Source organism: Winogradskyella poriferorum (genome assembly GCF_036553625.1).
GTDB classification, from domain to species: Bacteria; Bacteroidota; Bacteroidia; order Flavobacteriales; family Flavobacteriaceae; genus Winogradskyella; species Winogradskyella poriferorum.
The window spans coordinates 62,857-82,647 of the sequence record NZ_JAZHOU010000005.1 but is presented as its reverse complement, the minus strand read 5'-3'; the positions used below and the strand labels follow the sequence as shown (position 1 = coordinate 82,647).

The following is a 19,791-nucleotide window of genomic DNA, read 5'->3' as shown; positions in this document are numbered from 1 at the left end:
TATGCCACACATAAAATATAAGACGTTTTCCCTAGTTTTAATGGCGTGTGTGGCTTCCCTTTTTTTAAGTCACGCACAATCTAAAATCATCAATTCTGGTTGGCAATATTCCGAGGATAAAACCCATTGGCAAACCGTAAATATTCCACATACTTGGAACAATAAAGATGCTTTTGATGACGAGTCTGGTTACCGTCGTGGTTTAGGCTATTACAAAAAGCAAATCTATGTGTCTTCTCAAGATAAAGACCAGATTTTCTATCTAAAATTTAATGCTGTAAATCAAGAAGCTACTGTTTTTATTAATGGAAAAAAAGCAACCAATCACAAAGGTGGTTACACAGCATTTAATGTAGAAATTACATCGCTTTTAAATTTTGATGCTTATAATTTAATTGAAGTTGAAGTCGATAATTCTCACAACGACAACATTCCGCCATTAGATGCAGATTTCACCTTTTATGGTGGTATTTATCGTGATGTGGAATTGATAAAAGTCCCAAAACAGCATTTTAGTTTAAAGGATTTTGCATCCGATGGTTTTTATGTCAATTATTACAACGTTTCCAGCGACAAAGCTGGTGTAAAAGTTGATATATTGATAGATAATTTTGAAACCAAAACCGATGCACATTTATATCTTGAAATTTTAGATGCCGAAGGAAATCGTATTAGAGAAGAACATCAAGGATTAACTTTAAAATCTAATAAAACCGAAACCGTTAAGGTCACATTCCCTGAAATTAAAAACCCAAAATTATGGTCGCCAGACCATCCATATTTATACAAACTACAACTAACCTTAAGTGATAAAAACGGAATCATTTTAGATAAAAAACAGTCTAATTTAGGCTTTCGTTGGGCAACTGTAGATCCTGAAAAAGGCTTTTTTCTTAACGGAAAACCAATAAAATTAATTGGTGTAAATCGTCATCAAGATTATAAAGATTATGGCAATGCAGTACCAATTGAGCTGCAAAAACAAGATATTCATCTTATTAAAAATATGGGTGCAAATGTGATACGTTTTGCACATTATCCGCATTCTAGAGAATTATACAAACTTTGTGACGAACTTGGGATTTTAGTATGGACAGAAATTCCTATCGTAAATAAAGTGACGGATTCAGAAACCTTTTTTGAGGTCTCACATACAATGCAAAACGAGCACATCAAACAATATTTCAATTACCCAAGTGTAGTAATGTTTGGTTATATGAATGAAATTTTCCTGCGTTTAGCATTCGATAGAAAATCGACTGATAAAGAAAAAGAGGCTCTAAAATCAACGACTTTAAAATTGGCCAATCAGCTAGAGAATTTAAACCGAGAACTGGCACCAAACCATATTACAGTTATGGCTGGTCATTTAAACGAAGTTTATAACGATACTGGTATAGCAGATTTACCAATGCTGTTTGGTTGGAACCTGTACTTTGGTTGGTATGATGGGCAGATTGAAGATTTAGGTAAATTCTTAGACCAACAACATCAACGTTTTCCAAAACGCTCGTTATTGTTGTCGGAATATGGTCCTGGTGCAGATGTTAGAATTTTTACCAAAACACCTAAAAAATTCGATTTTTCTACCAATTATCAAGCAAAACTGCATCAATCGTATTACAAACAGATTAAAAAAAGACCATTTATGACAGGAATGACAGCTTGGAATTTTGCCGATTTTGGTTCAGAATTTCGTGGTGATGCTATTCCACATGTCAACCAAAAAGGACTTGTACAATACGACAGAACACCAAAAGACATTTACTATTGGTACAAATCTGTTTTAGATGAAGATGCACCATTTATTCATATCTCAACAGATAATTTAAAAGGATTGACTTTGTTTGAAGATAAAGCTTTTCCTGTTCAAGTCTATTCCAATCAAAATGAAGTCAATGTTAGTTTGAATGGTAAAAGCTTAGGCAATTTTAAAGTAAAAAACGGTGTTGTTTCGATTGATATGTCTTTCAAAGATGGTAATAATTCTATCAGAGTTTCAACTGAAACTATTTCCGAAGAAAAAGCAATCAATGTTAATCGTATTGAAGTTTTTGACTTTAAAAACTTCAAACGTTTCGGGATCAATTTAGGTGCGCATTTTAACTTTTATGATAAAGCACAAAACATCACATTTGTACCAGACCAAGAATATAAAAAAGGATGGTTTGGATTTAAAGATGGTTCAGCTTTTGGGATAACCAAAGATAAAAATCAAGGTTTGCCACATAACATTAAAAACACCGATGCCGAACCGTTATTTCAAACCTTGTTAGAAGGTTGTACAGAATATCAACTAGACGTTCCTGAAGGCAACTATAAGGTGAAATTATACTTCGTAGAACCACAAATTAAGCCAACTGAAAATATTTATAATCTTTCAGAGGAAACTTCAAGAAACACTAAAACACAGCGCATTTTTGATTTGTATATTAATAATGCATTAATAGAAAAGCAATTGAATTTAGCTCAAGCATATCCAGAAAAATATGGTGTAACTATTCAGGCAAATATTCAAACAAAAAAAGGATTAACTTTAAAACTCAACGCTATTGAAGGCTTGCCAGTTATTAGCGGCATTTTAATTGAAAAACTAGACTGATACTGTCACACTGAGCGCAGTCGAAGTGTTTAAAAGGTTTCGACTGCGCTCAACCTGACAAACATAACTCAATATGAAAAACATACTAACATTATTAATCTTACTAATAGGCTTTTCCCTTTCAGCACAAAATAAAGCAACTTACACCTATTCCATCAAAGGAAAAGACACATTAAAGCTAGATGTTTTCACACCAGAAAACATCAAAAAAACAGATACGTTACCTGTGTTGCTTTGGATGCATGGTGGAGGATTTGCAGTTGGTCATAGAGATTATATAGACGATGAAAATTTAGTGAAATATGCAGCCAAAGAGCAGAATTATATTGGTATTTCCATTTCGTACCGTTTGCTAAGAAAAGGCACGACAACTGGTTTTGGTTGCGATTGTACTAAAGACGAAAAATTGGAAACTTTTAAACAAGCTGCTATCGATTATATGGATGCTGCAAAATATGTGGTTGAACACGCTAACGAGCTTCAAATCGATACTACAAAAATCATTGCTGGTGGAAGTAGTGCTGGTGCTGAAGGTATTCTAAATGCAGTTTTTATGCGCGAGTATTTTGTAGATAATGCTGAAGATTACAGCAATGTAAAATTTGCAGGTGCCTTTTCTTGCGCTGGTGCTATTGTAGATGCAAATTATATGACACCAAAAAACGCTGTACCAACGGTGTTATATCACGGTACAAAGGACCAGCTAGTGCCTTACGGAAATGCACCACACCATTATTGTGCGCCAACAAAAGACGGTTATATAATGTTAGATGGTTCTAAAATTATTGCTGATAAATTAGAGGAATTTGAAATGTCTTTCTATTTCAATATTGTCAAAGAAGCACGTCACGAAATTTCCAGAATTCCTTATGAAGAATTAGATATTGTGTTCAACTTTTTTGAACGTACAGTCCTTAATGATGAAGTCATTCAAACAAAAATTATAAAAACTAAACAGTAATGCGATACATCTCTTTTATATTAATCTCATTATTAATGCTTCAGTCTTGCAAAGAAAACAAGTCAGAAGCGGTCAACACAGATGTAACTGAAAACTCAAAACGACCAAACATCATTTACATTATGGCAGACGACCATGCTGCACAAGCCATTAGCGCATATGGTCATCCAATTGGTCAACTGGCACCAACACCAAACATTGATAGATTGGCAAAAAACGGTGCAATTTTCAAAAATAACTTTTGCACCAACTCTATTTGCGGACCAAGTCGTGCTGTAGTGTTAACAGGAAAACATAGTCACGTTAATGGATTTAGAATGAATGGCGACCGTTTTGATGGTTCACAACAAACACTTCCAAAATTATTAAAAAAGTCAGGTTACAACACTGCAATTGTTGGTAAATGGCATTTACACGGTTATCCTGAAGGTTTTGACCACTGGAATATTTTAAACGATCAAGGAAACTATTATAATCCGCAGTTTATTAAGATTCAAGATACGGTTCACATCAACAAAAAACACATTGATACTACTGCACATTGGACAACCAAATTACCAGATACCACTGTAGTTAAAGGCTATGCAACCGACTTAATTACGGATTACGCAATTGATTACATAGATGAAAAGAAAAACAGCGACCAACCTTTCTTTTTAATGGTGCATCACAAAGCACCACATCGTAATTGGATGCCAGCGTTGCGTCATGTTAATAAGTACGATTCGGTGCAATTTCCATTACCTGATACGTATTTTACAAAGCACGAAAATTCAACAGCATCAAAAGAACAATTGCAAACTATTTATCGTGATATGTATGAAGGTCACGACCTTAAAATGACTAAGGAAAAAGGCAGTCCAGAATTGGCTTGGAATCCTTGGAAAACAGATTTTGAACGAATGACACCAGAGCAACGTGCTGCTTGGGATAAAGCGTATCAACCAAAAAATGATGCCTTCCACGATGCTAATTTATCTGGAAAGGCGTTAGCGGAATGGAAAGGACAACGTTATCTGCAAGAATATTTATCAACGATAGCTTCGGTAGACGAAGGTATCGGGAAGATATTAGATTATTTAGATGCTAATGGTTTAACCGAAAACACCATTGTTGTGTACACATCTGATCAAGGTTTTTATTTAGGTGAAAAAGGATGGTTTGATAAGCGGTTTATGTATGAAGAATCTTTAAAAATGCCATTATTAATGCAATATCCTGAAAAAATTAAACCAGGAACTGTTGTTGAAGGCTTAACCCAAAACCTAGACTTTGCTGAAACCTTTTTAGATTTTGCAGATGTTGACATTCCTAATGATATGCAAGGAAAATCCTTTGCAGGTTTATTAGATGGCACTGAAAACAATGAAGATTTTAGAGATGCGGTTTACTACCATTATTACGATTATCCAGCATTCCATATGGTAAAAAAGATGTATGGTATACGTACCAATCGTTATAAATTAATTCATGTGTACGACGATATTGATGAGTGGGAATTATACGATTTACAAACCGACCCAAAAGAGTTAACTAATCTTATCGATGACGAAAATTACGACGAGATTGAAACCAAACTAAGAACACGTTTAGCCGAATTACAACAACAATACAAGGTTACCGAGAAAGAATTTGAAAAGGCGCCAAAGCAACGTGTAGATAATGCTTACAAGCAATTTGAAAGATTAAGAGGTAACACAGGATCAAAATATCATCATCATTAAAATGAAACATCTCTGGTTAATCTCAAGTCACTTAGTGAACATATTATTAAGATGTTCCATCTGACGATTGAAAAACAATAAAAATTAACAGATGAAATTAAAACATAGCATACAACTCGCATTCCTAATTATAGCAATGGTATCTTGTAAACAAAAACAAGAAAATACTATTGTTTCAGAAGATAATAAAACTGAAACAACAGTAATAGATACCACACAAACTTACATCAATCCGTTAGATATTGATTATACCTATATGGTTTACAATTCTGCCAGAAACCAATCCTATCGTTCTGGTGCAGATCCAGCGGTTATAGAGTTTAAAGGCGAATATTATATGTTCGTCACGCGTTCGTTTGGCTATTGGCATTCCACAGATTTAGTCAACTGGACATTTATAAAACCGCAACAATGGTTTTTTGAAGGTAGCAACGCACCAACAGCTTTCAATTATAAAGATTCACTAGTTTATTTTGCTGGCGATCCTGCTGGTTACGGAAGTATTTTATATACCAACGATCCTAAAAAAGGATTGTGGACACCAACAGCTTCCATTTCAAACAATATTCAAGATTCCGAATTATTTATTGACGATGATGGCAAGTCATATCTATATTGGGGAAGTTCTAACGTGCATCCTATTCGTGTAAAAATGTTGAATAAAGATGACCGCTTTTTAGAAACTGGCGTAAGAAAAGAGCTAATAAATTTAGATGAAGAAAAGCACGGTTGGGAACGTTTTGGCGAAAACAACTTTCATCCAACCTTAAAAGAAGGGTATATGGAAGGTGCGTCAATGACTAAGCACAACGGAAAATACTATTTACAATACGCAGCACCAGGTACACAATTTAACGTTTATGCAGATGGTGTGTATGTTGGCGATTCGCCACTTGGACCTTTCACGTATATGAAAAATAATCCGATGAGTTTTAAACCTGGCGGATTTACCAATGGTGCAGGTCACGGTATTACAGTAAAGCAAACCAACGGTCAATACTGGCATTTTGCGACGATGGCGTTGGCATCTAATGCACAATGGGAACGTCGTTTATGTATGTTTCCTACCTATTTTGATGATGATGGTTTAATGTACAGCATCACATCTTACGGCGATTATCCGCGTTATGGCGCTAATCACCCAACAAAAGCTGGACAGCATAATGGTTGGATGCTGTTATCGTATAAAGGCAATGTAACGGTTTCGTCTTCACTTCAACAAATAATGAAATTTACATCTAATGATGATGAAGTTGAAGTCAAAGAAATCCCAACAGAAACCAATGCTGAAGGACAAATAACTTCAAAAGTTTTAACCGACGAAAACCCAAAAACCTTTTGGGTTGCCGAAGCTAATGACGATAAACAATGGATCACAATCGAATTGTTAAATGAAGGAACCGTACACGCCATTCAACTAAATTACCACGATCACGACTCTGGAATTTACACACGTGTTGAAGGATTAAAACATCAATTTACTATTGAAACTTCTGAAGATGGAAAAAAATGGAAAACAGTTGTGGATAGAAGTAAATCTGAGATTGACGCACCAAACGCTTATCTAGTTTTAGACAAACCTGTAAAAGCAAAATACGTTAGATATAATAACATTAAAGTACCAGGAAACAACTTTGCCATGTCCGAAGTTAGAGTTTTTGGATTAGGTTTAGGTGAAGCACCAAACAATGTGTCTAACTTCAAAATTAATCGCGAAAAAGACCGTAGAGACATTTCATTTTCTTGGGATACAGTTGAAGGTGCACAAGGTTATAACATACGTTGGGGAATTGCACCAAACAAACTGTATCAGTCTTGGCAAGTTTACGATACTAATTCTCACTTTATACGCTGCTTAGATAGAGATACGCCGTATTATTTTACCATTGAAGCATATAATGAAAACGGAATTTCGGAACAAACTGAAACTATTTATGTAGAATAAAGATGAAAAATTTTATAACACTTTTAGTTGTTTTAACTTCATTTTCGGTCTTATCTCAAGACCTGAAAATAATGAGCTACAACATAAAATTAGATTACCCAAAAGAAGGCAAAAACAGTTGGACAAACCGTAAGCCATTCATGGTGAATCAAATCAAGTTTTATGAGCCTGATGTTTTAGGTGTGCAAGAAGCTATGCCAAATCAAATGAAAGATATGGATAGTCTATTGACAGATTATAGTTTTGTTGGTGTTGGTAGAGATGATGGTAAAAATGAAGGCGAATTTTCTGCAATTTTTTATAAAAATAAGGAGTTAAAAGTACTTCAATCTTCAACATTTTGGTTGTCACAAACACCAGATAAAGTCGGTATGGGTTGGGATGCAGTTTGTAATCGTGTGTGTACCTATGCCTTGTTTCAGAATACTACAACTAAGAAGAAGTTTTGGGTTTTCAACACACATTTTGATCACGTGGGTAAAGAGGCACGTTCAAAAAGTGCTGTTTTGATTATGGATAAAATAAAGGGCTTAAATACAGAAGGTTATCCAGTGTTTTTAACTGGCGATTTTAATATGGAACCTAATCACGAAAGTATTGATTATATTTCGCAGACTTTAAAAGATTCTAAAGCGGTTTCAGAATTGGAATTTGGTCCAGAAGGAACGTTTAATGGGTTTCATTTTGACCAACCTGTAAAGCGAAGAATCGATTATATCTTCGTTTCAGAAGATGTTGAAGTTAACAAATATGCAGTGTTAAGTGACAATTGGAATATGCAATATCCATCAGATCATCTACCTGTTTTTATAGAAGCTAAACTAACTAACTAATTATATAACAATGAATAAAAAGACATTTTTACTGCTAATTACCGCAATTTCTGCTCTTGGTGGTTTGCTATTTGGTTACGATACAGGTGTAATAAATGGAGCGCAATTTTATTTGAGTAAATATTTTGAACTCGACGCTACACTTAAAGGTTGGGTTGTTGGTAGTGCCTTACTAGGTTGCTTTATTGGTGCTATTGTAGCAGGTCCAATGAGTATTAAATTTGGTAGAAAATGGTCATTAATTATGTCAGCTATTTTGTTCTCAGTGTCAGCTTGGGGTTCAGGATTACCAGAAATGCTTCCCGAAACCGTAACAATGTTAGTGGTATTTAGAATTATTGGAGGTTTAGGAATCGGAATCGCCTCAATGAACGCACCAATGTACATTGCCGAAATAGCACCAAGTAACATTAGAGGTAAAATGGTAACCTATTATCAATTGGCTATTGTAGTTGGATTTTTTGTGGTGTTTTTGGCAACCTATTTTATAGGAAATAGTTTAACGGAAGCCCAGAATTTACAATTCGGGTGGAGACGAATGTTTTGGTCAGAGCTTGTACCTAGTTTACTGTTTTTGGTGTTATTGTTTTTTGTTCCAAAAAGCCCAAGATGGCTAGCAATAAAAGGCGAAGACAACCAAGCGTTAGATATTTTAAGTAAGGTTCACGGAGAAGATAAGGCTCAAAAGGAGTTGATAGAAATTAAATCATCACTTAAGTCAGATGAGCCTAAGGTAAAGGTCAATTATTTCTCTAAAGCCATATTGGCTATTATAATTATAGGAACAGCTTTGTCTGTTTTACAGCAGTTTACAGGTATCAACGCAGTATTATACTACGGAGCAGATATTTTTGAAAAAGCTTTAGGTTTTGGTAAAGAGGACGTATTGGCACAACAAATACTATTAGCATTTGTGAATCTTGTATTTACATTCGTAGCCATGTACACTGTAGATAAATATGGTAGAAAACCATTATTATATGTTGGTTCTATAGGTATGATATTAGGATTCTTGTTACTAGGTGTTTCGTTACAGCAAAATGCAGTTGGTGTAGTGTCTTTAATTGGAGTTTTAATTTTTATTGGTTCATTTGCCTTGTCAATGGGACCAGTGGTTTGGGTCATATTATCGGAAATGTTCCCTAATAAAATACGAAGTGTAGCAATGTCAGTAGCTGTTGCAGCACAATGGGCTGCAAATTATTTAGTATCACAAACATTTCCAATGGTTATGGAAAGTGAAGCTAATAATAGCGCACCTTGGAATGGCTCAATGCCATATTTTATATTTATAGCATTCATTTTAGTCATTATCTTTTTAACTTATAAGTTTATTCCAGAAACAAAAGGAAAATCATTAGAAGAGATCGAAGCTTTTTGGGAATAAACATAAATTGAAGTATTACAATTAAAAACCCATTCATAATATTATGAATGGGTTTTTTTTCGTGGAGTCGGAGAGAATCGAACTCTCGTCCAAACAAGTAACCAAAGAGCTTTCTACACGTTTAGTCTTTTCTTATTTTTTCGATGCAAAGCTGGCTAAAGACAGCCTACTTTACACTTAGCTTTTTAATCTCAAAAGGGCATCAAAGCACTACCCAATCTTGGTCAATTTTTACGATGCCTCTAAAAAGAACGCCACTAACCAAGGCTTTCTGGAGACATTTAGCCTTCCTACCTTGTAGGAATGTAGCTTGAAATCTTACTATAATTCAGATTAAGCAGCTAAAGCGTAGTTATTCTCGCCGTTTAAAATTTGGTCTAGCCTTTTACGTGTTTCAAAACCATTACACGACGTGCTTACCATTTAATTAATCTCGCTGTCAAAACCAGTCGACCCCAAAATTTTAAAGGTAAAGGAGCGCGAAGTTACAAAAAAAGTTGTGCAACCTCTTAAATCCATTTATTTTCGTGCAAAAATTATTCCATTTACAGTTTACAGTTCACAGTGTCAGTTTTCAGGCACCAAAAAACAATTAAACGAATAAACGATTAAACAAATCCACATTAGTATGAAATTCGCCATCATAAAAGAACGTAAAAATCCACCAGACAGACGAGTTGTATTCTCACCAGAAACTTTAGCAAAAGCCAGAGAAAAGTTTCCAGAAGCTGAGTTTGTTGTTGAGTCTTCCGATATACGTGTGTTTCCGGATGAGGCTTATGCTAAATTAGGATTTACAGTTACAGATGATGTGTCTGATGCAGATGTTATGATTGGTGTAAAGGAAGTTCCTGTTGAAAATTTAATTCCGAATAAAAAGTATTTCTATTTTTCGCATACCATTAAAAAGCAGCCGTACAACCGTAAGTTGCTAAAGGCAATGCTAGAGAGAAACATAGAAATGTACGACCACGAAACCATAGTAAAGCAGAGTGGTGCTCGTTTAATTGGTTTTGGACGTTATGCAGGTTTGGTTGGCGCATACAATGGTTTTAGAGCGTTAGGACTTAGAGATGGTTTGTTCAATTTGCCTAAAGTTGAAACCCTTGCCGACTTGGAAGAAGTAAAAGCTGAATTGGATAAAATCACAATTCCTAATATAAAAATTTTACTTACCGGAACAGGAAAAGTAGCATATGGTGCCAAAGAAATTTTAGACCATTTGGGTATAAAACAAGTTAGCGATGCTTTGTACTTAACGTCTGATTTTACAGAGCCAGTTTACGTTATGGCAGACGTTATGGAATATGCTAAGCGTAAAGATGGTAAAGTAGGAGATAAGTACAAATTCTATAAAGACCCAACAGGTTACGAGAGTAATTTTATGCCTTACGCAAAGCAAACGGATTACTTTATAGCAGGTCATTTCTATGGTAATAATGCACCTTATTTGTTTACAAGAGAAGATGCCAAGCATCCAGATTTCAGAATTAATTTAGTAGCAGATGTATCTTGCGATATTGATGGTCCTGTGGCTTCAACTATTCGTCCATCAACTATAGCAGAGCCATTTTATGGTTACAATCCACAAACTGAGCAAGAAGTTGCATTTGATTATAAAGATGCTATAACCGTTATGGCTGTAGATAACTTACCTTGTGAGCTTCCAAAAGATGCCAGTGAAGGCTTCGGAGAAACCTTTGTTGAGCATGTCATTCCTGCATTTTTTAATAATGATGAACGTGGTGTTTTAAAACGAGCAAAAATCACAACAGCCGATGGTAAGTTGACAGATCGTTTTAAATATCTTCAGGATTATGTAGATGGGAAAGACTGATTTAATCTAGTGCATCATGTAATTTTTTATGATAATCTAAAATAACTCCAAGATTTTTTTGGTCTACACGATTACATTGCATTATTGTGTTCTCAATATCAGTCATTATCAATTGGAACCCACCATTTTCAAAGATATTTCCTGTTCGCTTTTCTATTTTGCCACCTTCGATTAATATTTGTTTTAACACCTCAGTATTTTCGATATTTGGTAGCTCAATGAATTCTATTTTGTCAAAACTCTCTAAATCGTTATTAAGACTTACAGCTAAGTCATTAACTCTGTAACCAAAACGTCTTACGTCGTTTTCGGTTACTTCTTTAGTCTGAAGTTGATTTAACTCATTATAAATGGTACTTTTAATACTAAGGGCTTTTTTATAAAATGTAATTAATTCTTTATGCTGAAGGTATAGTTTTTTTAAGTGGTCGTGATTACCTTGTTTTTTTGCTAGAGCAAGATGAAAAGTACAAAAGTCTTTGTCCCAATCATTAAAATTATCTTTAAATATTTTTTCTCTTTCAGCAAAAAGCTCATTATAACCTTGTTGAACCGTTTTCTTTTTGTAAGTCTTACCTTTAAAGGCAAATGAATTATCTTTTGTAGTCCCTTGAGCAATTTCACTTGCTTTAACCATTAGTACTTCAATTTCTTTTATAGGCTTCATTAGTTCATCTAGCTTGTTCTTAAGATTTTCGTAAGCTGATAATTTTAGTTCTACATTGTCTGTTTCTTTATCAATACTGTCTATTTCAGGAATATTGATAAATCTATTTTCAAAGGCATTCCCAAATTCGCTTAATAATTCTTTACCATGATTTTCAGAGGCAATAAAACTTTCAAACTCTTCAACATTACAGAAACTCTCAGCTTTTTTATTGATATATTGCTCATATATTAAATTCGTCATTTCTTGTTGAAGTTTTTCTTTGTTATTAAACAGCAACCAAGGGGAATCTTCATTTATTTCGCAGGCTACAAATGGTACTTTAGCATTGTCCTGACGCATATCGTTTGGTGGATGACTTGCGTACATGTTTACTTTAGAGTGTTCGGAGCCTACAAAATAGGTTTTACCACCTCTTTTGTCGTTTGGTAAAGCAGTAAGCAAAGTTATTTGCTGTTCCTTAATACGATCTAAACTAAGATTGTTGTGGGTATAAAGATTTTTAGAGAATAGTTTTTTTTGAGAAGCTAGATAAGCATAATTTATAGTGTTATTCCATTTTTCAAAACCGCTGTCCAACTTCCATAATCCAGAAATTATAGCATCGCTACCAGAAGTACTTATGGCAACTTTATCGGCATTGAATTCCATTTCTCTTGAAAGTGAAGAATACATGATGTTGAGAAACTGGTAGAACAAGTTTAAGACTTGCCTAATTAGCCAAATAATAGGAGTAATAATCCATGCGGCAAATGATAGTCTTAAGTCTGAGGCTCTCCACTGATCTAAAAGGTCATCCCACTTGTCTCTAGAGAAAATCATATCGTGAATTATTGTGTTTGCAGAAATGATATAACTACCAATTTTCATACTTCTTTGTGAAAAGTGACCAAATTCATGACTCATAATTGCTTTAAATTCTGATAGATTCACACAACTAACTAACCCTAGGCCAATAGTAAGCTCCTTTTTAACAGGTAAAAAAAGACTAAGCCACATATTTGTATAAGATACATATGCATTAACATCTGGGTCTGCGTATATAGCTTTAGGTTTTGGAGCACCTGTTTCATCACATATTTTTAGAATAAAACTCCAGAGTTCTGGGTAATCTTTTTTATTAAGTTTTATTCGGTTTTCACGCTTATGATTTTTTAACTTAAATATAAATTTTAAAGTAAAAAAGAAAAGCATAACAGAACCAGCGATAGCACCTATTTTACCTAAAATTGTAATTTTATTTATATGACCTATGTCATAGGTAAAAGCCCAATATACAAGATATCCTAGCACAGCTACTAAAGCACCATATAGTAAAAAGAACAATAAAATAGATAGTATTGCTAATAATGCTCTAGTTTTATAAGAAGCTGGTAGTGCAGTTAATTTTTTTGGTAATTCAACAGGACTAGGTGGATATAAATTTGTAGTCATCTTTTTTTGTTAAGAGACAGAAATATAGAAATTTTAGGACAAAGTTAAATCTTCCACAAAAGATTATGGATAAAGGACTGTTTTATTCTATAAAATGATTGCTTTATTTGAAACTTCTTTTAACGGTATTTTATACTAGTTTGACAATTTAAAATTTTTCACCATCCAATACCCAACCACCAAAAACCCACTAAATCCTAAAGTAAATAGCCAAGCGTCAGAATTTTGAAATGGTGAAAACATAATTTCAAATACATCAGAAATTAACACTTGTGGATTGCTGATGATTTCCCAAGAATTGTATCTGAGAAATCGACCTAAGTAAACACCAAAACCACACAAAAAGATGATAAATGTTGTTGAGGTTTCAATAGGAATCTTTTTGAAATATAAGGCTGTCAACTTTTGCATATCTAGTAACGATAAATAGAAGATAAGTAACCCACTTAAAGCAAATGACAGTACGACCAAAACATCTAACCAAAGCCAAGTGTTATTGCCAACTCTAATATGAATTAAGTCTGTAACGATGTACGGAGCGTTTGGTAAAAACGCTAACCAAACTAAAAACCAAAACCCGAATTTCAGTTTGTTTAGGTTTTGTTTGGTGTTGAGATACATTGTAATGGTGTATGGTATAATGGCTAAGAAAACATTCCAAACTAGGAAAAGGTAAAAGAATGATTTATTCAGTTTTATTCTTACCATTAAAGCGATAATGCTAAAGGTTAATGCAACTATGACTAATGATAGCGTTTTAAACTTTGATTGTATGAGTGTTTTTATAGTTTCCATTGTAGTATTCTATGATTAAAACGGTAAAGATTCCTAAGGTGTAAGCTACTAAGTCTCCGAACTGAAATGTGCTTCCAAATATGAGATTTGCAGCTGTACTGCTTTCTAAATTAAAGTAGGCTAAGAATGGAGTGAGTTGAAGCAACTCTATACCATAAGCAATAAAGAGGACGACCAAAGCAGAGGCCCTCACACTCATATTGGTGCATCCTCTAAATATTGCATACAGTAAAATAACCACGAGATAGTCGCCAAAGGTGTAGCGAATAAATCCGGTTTTTATAATAAAGGCTATGGCTAGCTCAATTAATAACAGAAAATGAGCTATAGCTAGATAGTATTTGTTGAATTGAAGTTTCATAATAGTAGATTTCTTTTTTTCTTTTAAAATTTTAGGCTGTTCAAGGTAGATGGGTTTGATTTGGTTCAACGGCAAGTTTTTTATTTTTAGAAGGTTTAATCTTTCTTCTCCAAAGAAATAATGCTAAAAAATAGACAGTAGAGAAATAGTAAATAACAAGGATTGAATTGTTAAAAGTGATAATAAACGCCATACAAATCATTGTTAGAGCAATGATGTAATAAGGGAAACAGAGTTTAAAAATGTATTTGGTTTCAGTTGATGTATTGAACGACCAAAACACACAAGCAATACTGATTCTTATGATGGTATAAGTTGCCAACAAAATAAATGATATGCCAAGAATCATTAATATTATCATACTACTTAAGTTTTAGTTTATAAAATTGTCGTATTGTAATTCTTGCCAAGAAGAATTTTCTAATTTAATTATGTAGTGGTAATACTTGTTTTCAATCAATCGAATACTCTCGTCACTTAGCTTACTTTTTTCAAGATGATTTTTTAATAGTAAGGTGTTGTTATCAGACAAGTCAATCAGATAATTAATATCCATTGATTTTGCATAATTAAAATTGTAGTTAGTAATATGGTAATCCCAATTAACCATTGCTGCGATAACCATTACAACAAATGCAGCCTTAGTATTTAATCGAAACAAATACCAAATGTTTTTTGTTTTGTTGATTTTTACGAGTGTAGTAACAAGTCCTGTTAAAGTTAAAATAAGGTAGACTAAAACACCAATACGCTTATAGGTTAACCCAAAATAATAGATATATTGACTGTTTTTTACTGCAATGCTTAGCACTAATATTGAGTTAAGAATGATCCATGTAAAGGCTAATTTTTTTACCGTCTTATTCTCTTTATAAAAATTAAGATTACCTCTAAAGACATAAAGGAGAATAATTATTGCTATAACAATAGATGCAATTAAAGCGTTAATGCCACTATGCACCTGACTTGAAAAAACCGAACCACGAACTTCTTCGTTTGTTAAGATAAAAGTGATATCTGTTATTAGAAAAATTACAATAAGCACGTTTAGTAAGGCAATTAGGATGATGCCTAGCTGGTTTTCTTGTTTTAATATTGGAATAGAAAAATCTTTTGTTTTAAATAAAAGGTTGCCAGTTTTTAAGTCCTGTGATGTGGCTGGCTCTACTTCAATTGGTTTATGAATATTTGCAAATAAATAGTAACCAAGACCTGCAAATAGTAACCATTGAATATTGATAAAACTAAAATCAATTTTTTCAATAAGCTCATTAAAAATTGGATTTCCGTTTTGATATAGCCCAATAAATACGATGACAATCGCTGCAGGAATAATAACAATTTTTACTATGTGGAGGTAATCAATTTCTTTTTTTGGTTCTACAGTTTGCGTAGCCTCATTAACAGTATAATTTCTATGAAAGAATCCTGCAATGGTTGTGTATAAACCATTAAGCCAATTAACATAAATAGAGGCTTTGTGTTCTGATAATAGTCCAATGAGCGTAAAAAAGGACACAATATTGGCAATTATCGTAAGTGTTGAGTCATGAAAAAAGACAGCAATTCCTGTAGCTAAATACATGGCAGAATAGATTAAAGTCCTTTTAATTTTGAAATTTTCTTTATTGTTAATGATAAGAATGACAAGTGTTAAAATGCTAAATAAAGAAAGGTTTAAGCCAATGCTTTTGCCGTAGAAAAGCGTACTGAATATAAGAGCAGCGATAAATAATATTATTTTTTTCATTTTATAGATTGTAAAGTACTTTGTTTTTCAAAGTAAAAGATTAAAAAAATTATGTGATGTTCATTTGTTTTATGTCTTGTTTGTAAGCAGAAGGCAAAAGCACTTCTTTTATCATCCAATCTAGCTTTATGCTTCTAAAGAATTTATAAACTGAAATCATTGGTACTAACAGTGATATTTTTCGTAGGTTAAGCATTTGTCTCGCAGAATCTGGTAGTAGCAAAATTTGAGATTCTAATAGCAAATGATATCTAAAAATGCCAAGATGTTTTCTATATTGTTTGTAAAGGTCTTTGGTTAAAGTACTGTTATCTAAATTTTGGTTTAAATGTGCTTTTCTAGCCAACTGAAAGTCTGAGCAGGTTAGTGGAAGATTGTTTATTTTCATTCTACTACCAACTCGATTAAACACATTCAACACTTCCTGTTTCTCATTGTTTGTTAGAGGTCTTTGCAACAACTCATAAGAACGAATAGAATAATCTATAAGCATAAAGAGTACATCCTTGTAGGCCCATTCAGGTATTTTTTTGCCACGACTATTTTCTACTGAGCTATGAATATTATTAATGGTGTCAATGGCTTTTAGAGCGGTTTCATTTTTAGAAAATACTATGGCTTTGGCATAGTTAACTGTAGAAAACAGTCTGCCTAATGGATCTTTTGGTAGTTTGCTTGTATAATAGAGCCAGTCTACAGTTTTGTTCAGAGCAAATTCGGCAGATGCACCAGCAAAAACCATTAAAATGGTATCGCTTTTGCCCCAAATTTCTCTAACAATCGAATCTTTATCTACAAAATGCTCCATTACTGTTTAAGTCTTACTAATCAATTTTTCTAGTGCTTCAATGTGTTTTTTAAATTCTGCTTTTCCAAGTTTTGTAGCACTATATCTGGTGTTTGGTTTGCGACCAATAAATTGTTTTTCAACCAAAATATATTCTGCATTTTCCAGAGCCTTGGTGTGGCTTGCCAGATTGCCATCTGTAGCTCCAAGCAGCTCTTTTAATGTTTTAAAATCTGCATGCTCGTTCACCATAAGAACAGACATAATACCAAGTCGTATTCTATGATCAAAAAGTTTATTTATGTTGTTAATTATACTCAATGTTTAGTATTAAGCTTAGACTCTAAGTAATTAAAAATTTATGTATTACGGTATTACCTATCATACTTAAAATGCATCCACGTGCCATAAATAATGTGCATAATACCAAAACCCATAACCCAAAGCCAAAACCCGTAGCCAGGATAATAGCTTGCAATTAATCCAAGTACTATTTGAATATACCCTAAATATCTAATATCTCCTAAGCTATATTTTGAAGCACTAACTAAGGCCAAACCATAAAAAATGAGCATTAAACCGCCAGTTTGTCCATACCGTCCTTGGTCTAAAATAATAAGGCAATATAAACCACCAACTAGTAAAGGAATAAGAAAGTTTAATAACAACCGTTGAGAAGAACTATCCCAAATTTTTTCGTCATTCTTCTTAGCTTTTCTTACAGTGAGAATTATACCAGTTAAAGCACTCAATAAAGCAACCATCATTAGTATAACCATACAAGTCCAAAACACCCAACCATGAAATATATATAACTTGCCATAGCTATAGGTGTCTACAAGCCAGAATGCTATTGCTGCACCAATTAAAGCATATATACCAGCTAGAATACCAGATAATCCACTTAATGAAATAAAACGCGAAGATTTGTTCATTAAATGTTTAATCTCGCTGATGTCTTTTAAATAATCTTCGTTACTCATAGTTGTAAAGTACTTTGAAATACAAAGTAAATTAAATTATTTGAATTCAGCAAAACATTTTAGAAGATATTGATTAAATTTATGTTTTAAGAATTAACTTATAACAATAATTATGGATTTAATTGAATTACTTTTAGCAATTGCAAATATTTCTGGTGGTATATTATTAGGACTTGCAACTCTTGATAAATGGGATGGAGAGAGTAACTTTTTTAATAAGATTGCTGGTTTTTTAGCTCCGTTTCAGACAGCTATAGGGCTTGGTCTCATTATTTTGGCTATTCTTGAGTTTTGGGATGGACTAATATATAATATTGCTAGTATACTAGGAGGTATATTATTATTAACACATGCCTTTGGTAAAGTGCCGTCACTAGAGACTAGTCTGAGAAAACTATCCGCTAAATTAATGCCGTTTAAAGCTATAATAGGTATTGGTTTAATTGTTGTTGGAATTATTCAGTTATTTTTCTAATTGAATCCTGCGGAAGCCTATATTTTAAAACAAGAAGAGCCATACAAAACTATTTTGTTACAACTTCAGGCCATAATAGAGGCAGTCTTACCCAATGCAGAATTACTTTACAAATGGCGAATCCCGTTTTACTATAATGACGGTATTCCTATATGTTTTCTAAATAAATCAAAAGACTATGTAGATCTAGCCTTTTGGCATTTTGAAAAATTAGAAAAGCATAATGAACATTTTGTAGATGCTAACAGAAAATCTATAAGTTCTCTTCGGTTTAAATCTGTTGAAGATATTAATGATGAGGTTATTGTCTATGTGCTACAAAAGCAGTTAGAGATTAATACTAATCCATTTAAGCTTATTTTGGGTAAGAAAAAATAGCTTAAAAACTAGAAACTAATTTCCTTATAGCTACTAAATTTGTTAGTAATCCTTCAAGATTATCTAAATGTAGCATGTTTGCACCATCGCTTTTAGCATTAGCAGGATCAAAATGCGTTTCAATAAATAGGCCATCTACATTATTAACCACTCCAGCTCTAGCAATAGTTTCAATCATATCTGGTCTGCCACCTGTAACACCAACAGTTTGGTTAGGTTGCTGTAAAGAATGGGTTACGTCTAAAACTGTAGGAGCATACTGACGCATGGTTGGTATACCTCTAAAATCTACAATCATATCTTGGTAACCAAACATGGTCCCTCTATCGGTGATCCATGCTTTGTCACTGCCAGAGTCCTTTACTTTTTGTACAGCATGTTTCATAGATTCTGGACTCATAAATTGTCCTTTCTTCAAATTAACCACTTTACCAGTTTCAGCAGCTGCGACTACTAAATCCGTTTGTCTTACTAAAAAAGCAGGAATTTGTAAAACATCAACATACTCAGCTGCCTTTTCTGCATCAGATACTTCGTGGATGTCAGTTACTGTTGGGACATCAAAAGTTTCAGAAACTTTCTTAAGAATTTTTAGAGCTTTTTCATCTCCAATTCCTGTAAAACTATCAATTCTACTTCGGTTGGCTTTTTTAAAACTACCTTTAAAAACGTATGGAATTTGTAGCTTATCTGTAATAGAAACTACCTTTTCTGCAATGCGTAGCGCCATGTCTTCTCCTTCAATAGCGCAAGGGCCACAAAGCAAAAAGAAATTGTTAGAATCTGTGTGTTTTAATTTAGGAACTGTTATCAAAGCTTAAGACTTAATTGTTAAGTCGCAAAGATAATATTAATATGAATATGCATAAAGC

17 protein-coding genes and 1 other RNA gene are annotated in these 19,791 nt (G+C 33.4%); 9 read left to right on the top strand and 9 right to left on the bottom strand.

Going from position 1 to position 19,791, the window contains the following annotated elements:
* Position 1: 1 nt before the first annotated feature.
* From V1468_RS13445 to V1468_RS13420, 6 genes are all read left to right on the top strand, one after another.
* Positions 2–2,602 carry a glycoside hydrolase family 2 TIM barrel-domain containing protein gene (locus V1468_RS13445; RefSeq protein WP_331810740.1) on the top strand — a complete coding sequence of 867 codons (2,601 nt, stop codon included), beginning with the start codon at positions 2–4 and terminating at the stop codon, positions 2,600–2,602.
* Positions 2,603–2,675: 73 nt separating this feature from the next.
* Positions 2,676–3,563: an alpha/beta hydrolase gene (locus tag V1468_RS13440; protein ID WP_331810739.1), complete on the top strand. Its 888-nt coding sequence runs from the start codon at positions 2,676–2,678 to the stop codon at positions 3,561–3,563.
* Positions 3,563–5,287, top strand: a complete 1,725-nt coding sequence (locus tag V1468_RS13435) for a sulfatase family protein (RefSeq protein WP_331810738.1) — start codon at positions 3,563–3,565, stop codon at positions 5,285–5,287. Before V1468_RS13440 ends, V1468_RS13435 begins: the two co-directional genes overlap by 1 nt.
* A 91-nt stretch (positions 5,288–5,378) precedes the next feature.
* Entirely contained in the window at positions 5,379–7,232 is a 1,854-nt protein-coding gene (locus tag V1468_RS13430; RefSeq protein ID WP_331810737.1) for a family 43 glycosylhydrolase, read from the top strand.
* Positions 7,233–7,303: 71 nt separating this feature from the next.
* Entirely contained in the window at positions 7,304–8,065 is a 762-nt protein-coding gene (locus tag V1468_RS13425) for an endonuclease/exonuclease/phosphatase family protein (protein ID WP_331810736.1), read from the top strand.
* 10 nt (positions 8,066–8,075) lie between these two features.
* Entirely contained in the window at positions 8,076–9,452 is a 1,377-nt protein-coding gene (locus V1468_RS13420) for a sugar porter family MFS transporter (RefSeq protein ID WP_331810735.1), read from the top strand.
* Positions 9,453–9,511: 59 nt separating this feature from the next.
* On the opposite strand, the gene ssrA is transcribed toward V1468_RS13420, so the two are convergent.
* Positions 9,512–9,909, bottom strand: a transfer-messenger RNA (tmRNA) gene (ssrA, locus tag V1468_RS13415).
* Between the two features lie 171 nt (positions 9,910–10,080).
* Between ssrA and V1468_RS13410 the strand changes: the two genes are divergently transcribed.
* Positions 10,081–11,289: an NAD(P)-dependent oxidoreductase gene (locus tag V1468_RS13410; RefSeq protein ID WP_331810734.1), complete on the top strand. Its 1,209-nt coding sequence runs from the start codon at positions 10,081–10,083 to the stop codon at positions 11,287–11,289.
* 1 nt (position 11,290) lies between these two features.
* Here V1468_RS13410 and V1468_RS13405 read toward each other — a convergent pair whose 3' ends face one another.
* The 7 genes from V1468_RS13405 to V1468_RS13375 all read right to left on the bottom strand — a co-directional run bounded on the left by V1468_RS13405 (position 11,291) and on the right by V1468_RS13375 (position 18,066).
* Positions 11,291–13,390: a M48 family metallopeptidase gene (locus V1468_RS13405; RefSeq protein ID WP_331810733.1), complete on the bottom strand. Its 2,100-nt coding sequence runs from the start codon at positions 13,388–13,390 to the stop codon at positions 11,291–11,293.
* 135 nt (positions 13,391–13,525) lie between these two features.
* On the bottom strand, positions 13,526–14,185 hold the full coding sequence (locus tag V1468_RS13400) for a DUF1361 domain-containing protein (RefSeq protein ID WP_331810732.1): 660 nt from the start codon (positions 14,183–14,185) through the stop codon (positions 13,526–13,528).
* Complete coding sequence (locus V1468_RS13395; RefSeq protein ID WP_331810731.1) at positions 14,148–14,546, bottom strand: ribosomal maturation YjgA family protein; 399 nt, start codon at positions 14,544–14,546, stop codon at positions 14,148–14,150. The genes V1468_RS13400 and V1468_RS13395 overlap by 38 nt, the downstream gene beginning before the upstream one ends.
* A 373-nt stretch (positions 14,547–14,919) precedes the next feature.
* A complete protein-coding gene (locus V1468_RS13390; protein ID WP_331810730.1) occupies positions 14,920–16,296 on the bottom strand; it encodes a DUF4153 domain-containing protein in 1,377 nt (458 codons plus the stop codon).
* Positions 16,297–16,345: 49 nt separating this feature from the next.
* A complete protein-coding gene (locus V1468_RS13385) occupies positions 16,346–17,104 on the bottom strand; it encodes an oxygenase MpaB family protein (protein ID WP_331810729.1) in 759 nt (252 codons plus the stop codon).
* Between the two features lie 6 nt (positions 17,105–17,110).
* A complete protein-coding gene (locus V1468_RS13380; protein ID WP_331810728.1) occupies positions 17,111–17,404 on the bottom strand; it encodes a winged helix-turn-helix domain-containing protein in 294 nt (97 codons plus the stop codon).
* Between the two features lie 53 nt (positions 17,405–17,457).
* Positions 17,458–18,066: a hypothetical protein gene (locus V1468_RS13375; protein WP_331810727.1), complete on the bottom strand. Its 609-nt coding sequence runs from the start codon at positions 18,064–18,066 to the stop codon at positions 17,458–17,460.
* A gap of 112 nt (positions 18,067–18,178) precedes the next feature.
* Between V1468_RS13375 and V1468_RS13370 the strand changes: the two genes are divergently transcribed.
* Together V1468_RS13370 and V1468_RS13365 are read left to right on the top strand one after the other, a co-directional pair.
* Complete coding sequence (locus V1468_RS13370; protein ID WP_331810726.1) at positions 18,179–18,541, top strand: hypothetical protein; 363 nt, start codon at positions 18,179–18,181, stop codon at positions 18,539–18,541.
* A complete protein-coding gene (locus V1468_RS13365; RefSeq protein ID WP_331810725.1) occupies positions 18,542–18,919 on the top strand; it encodes a DUF1801 domain-containing protein in 378 nt (125 codons plus the stop codon). It abuts the gene before it with no gap.
* 1 nt (position 18,920) lies between these two features.
* Here the strand turns inward: V1468_RS13365 and kdsA are convergent, their stop codons facing one another.
* Positions 18,921–19,733, bottom strand: a complete 813-nt coding sequence (gene kdsA / locus V1468_RS13360) for a 3-deoxy-8-phosphooctulonate synthase (protein WP_331810724.1) — start codon at positions 19,731–19,733, stop codon at positions 18,921–18,923.
* Between the last annotated feature and the right edge of the window lie 58 nt (positions 19,734–19,791).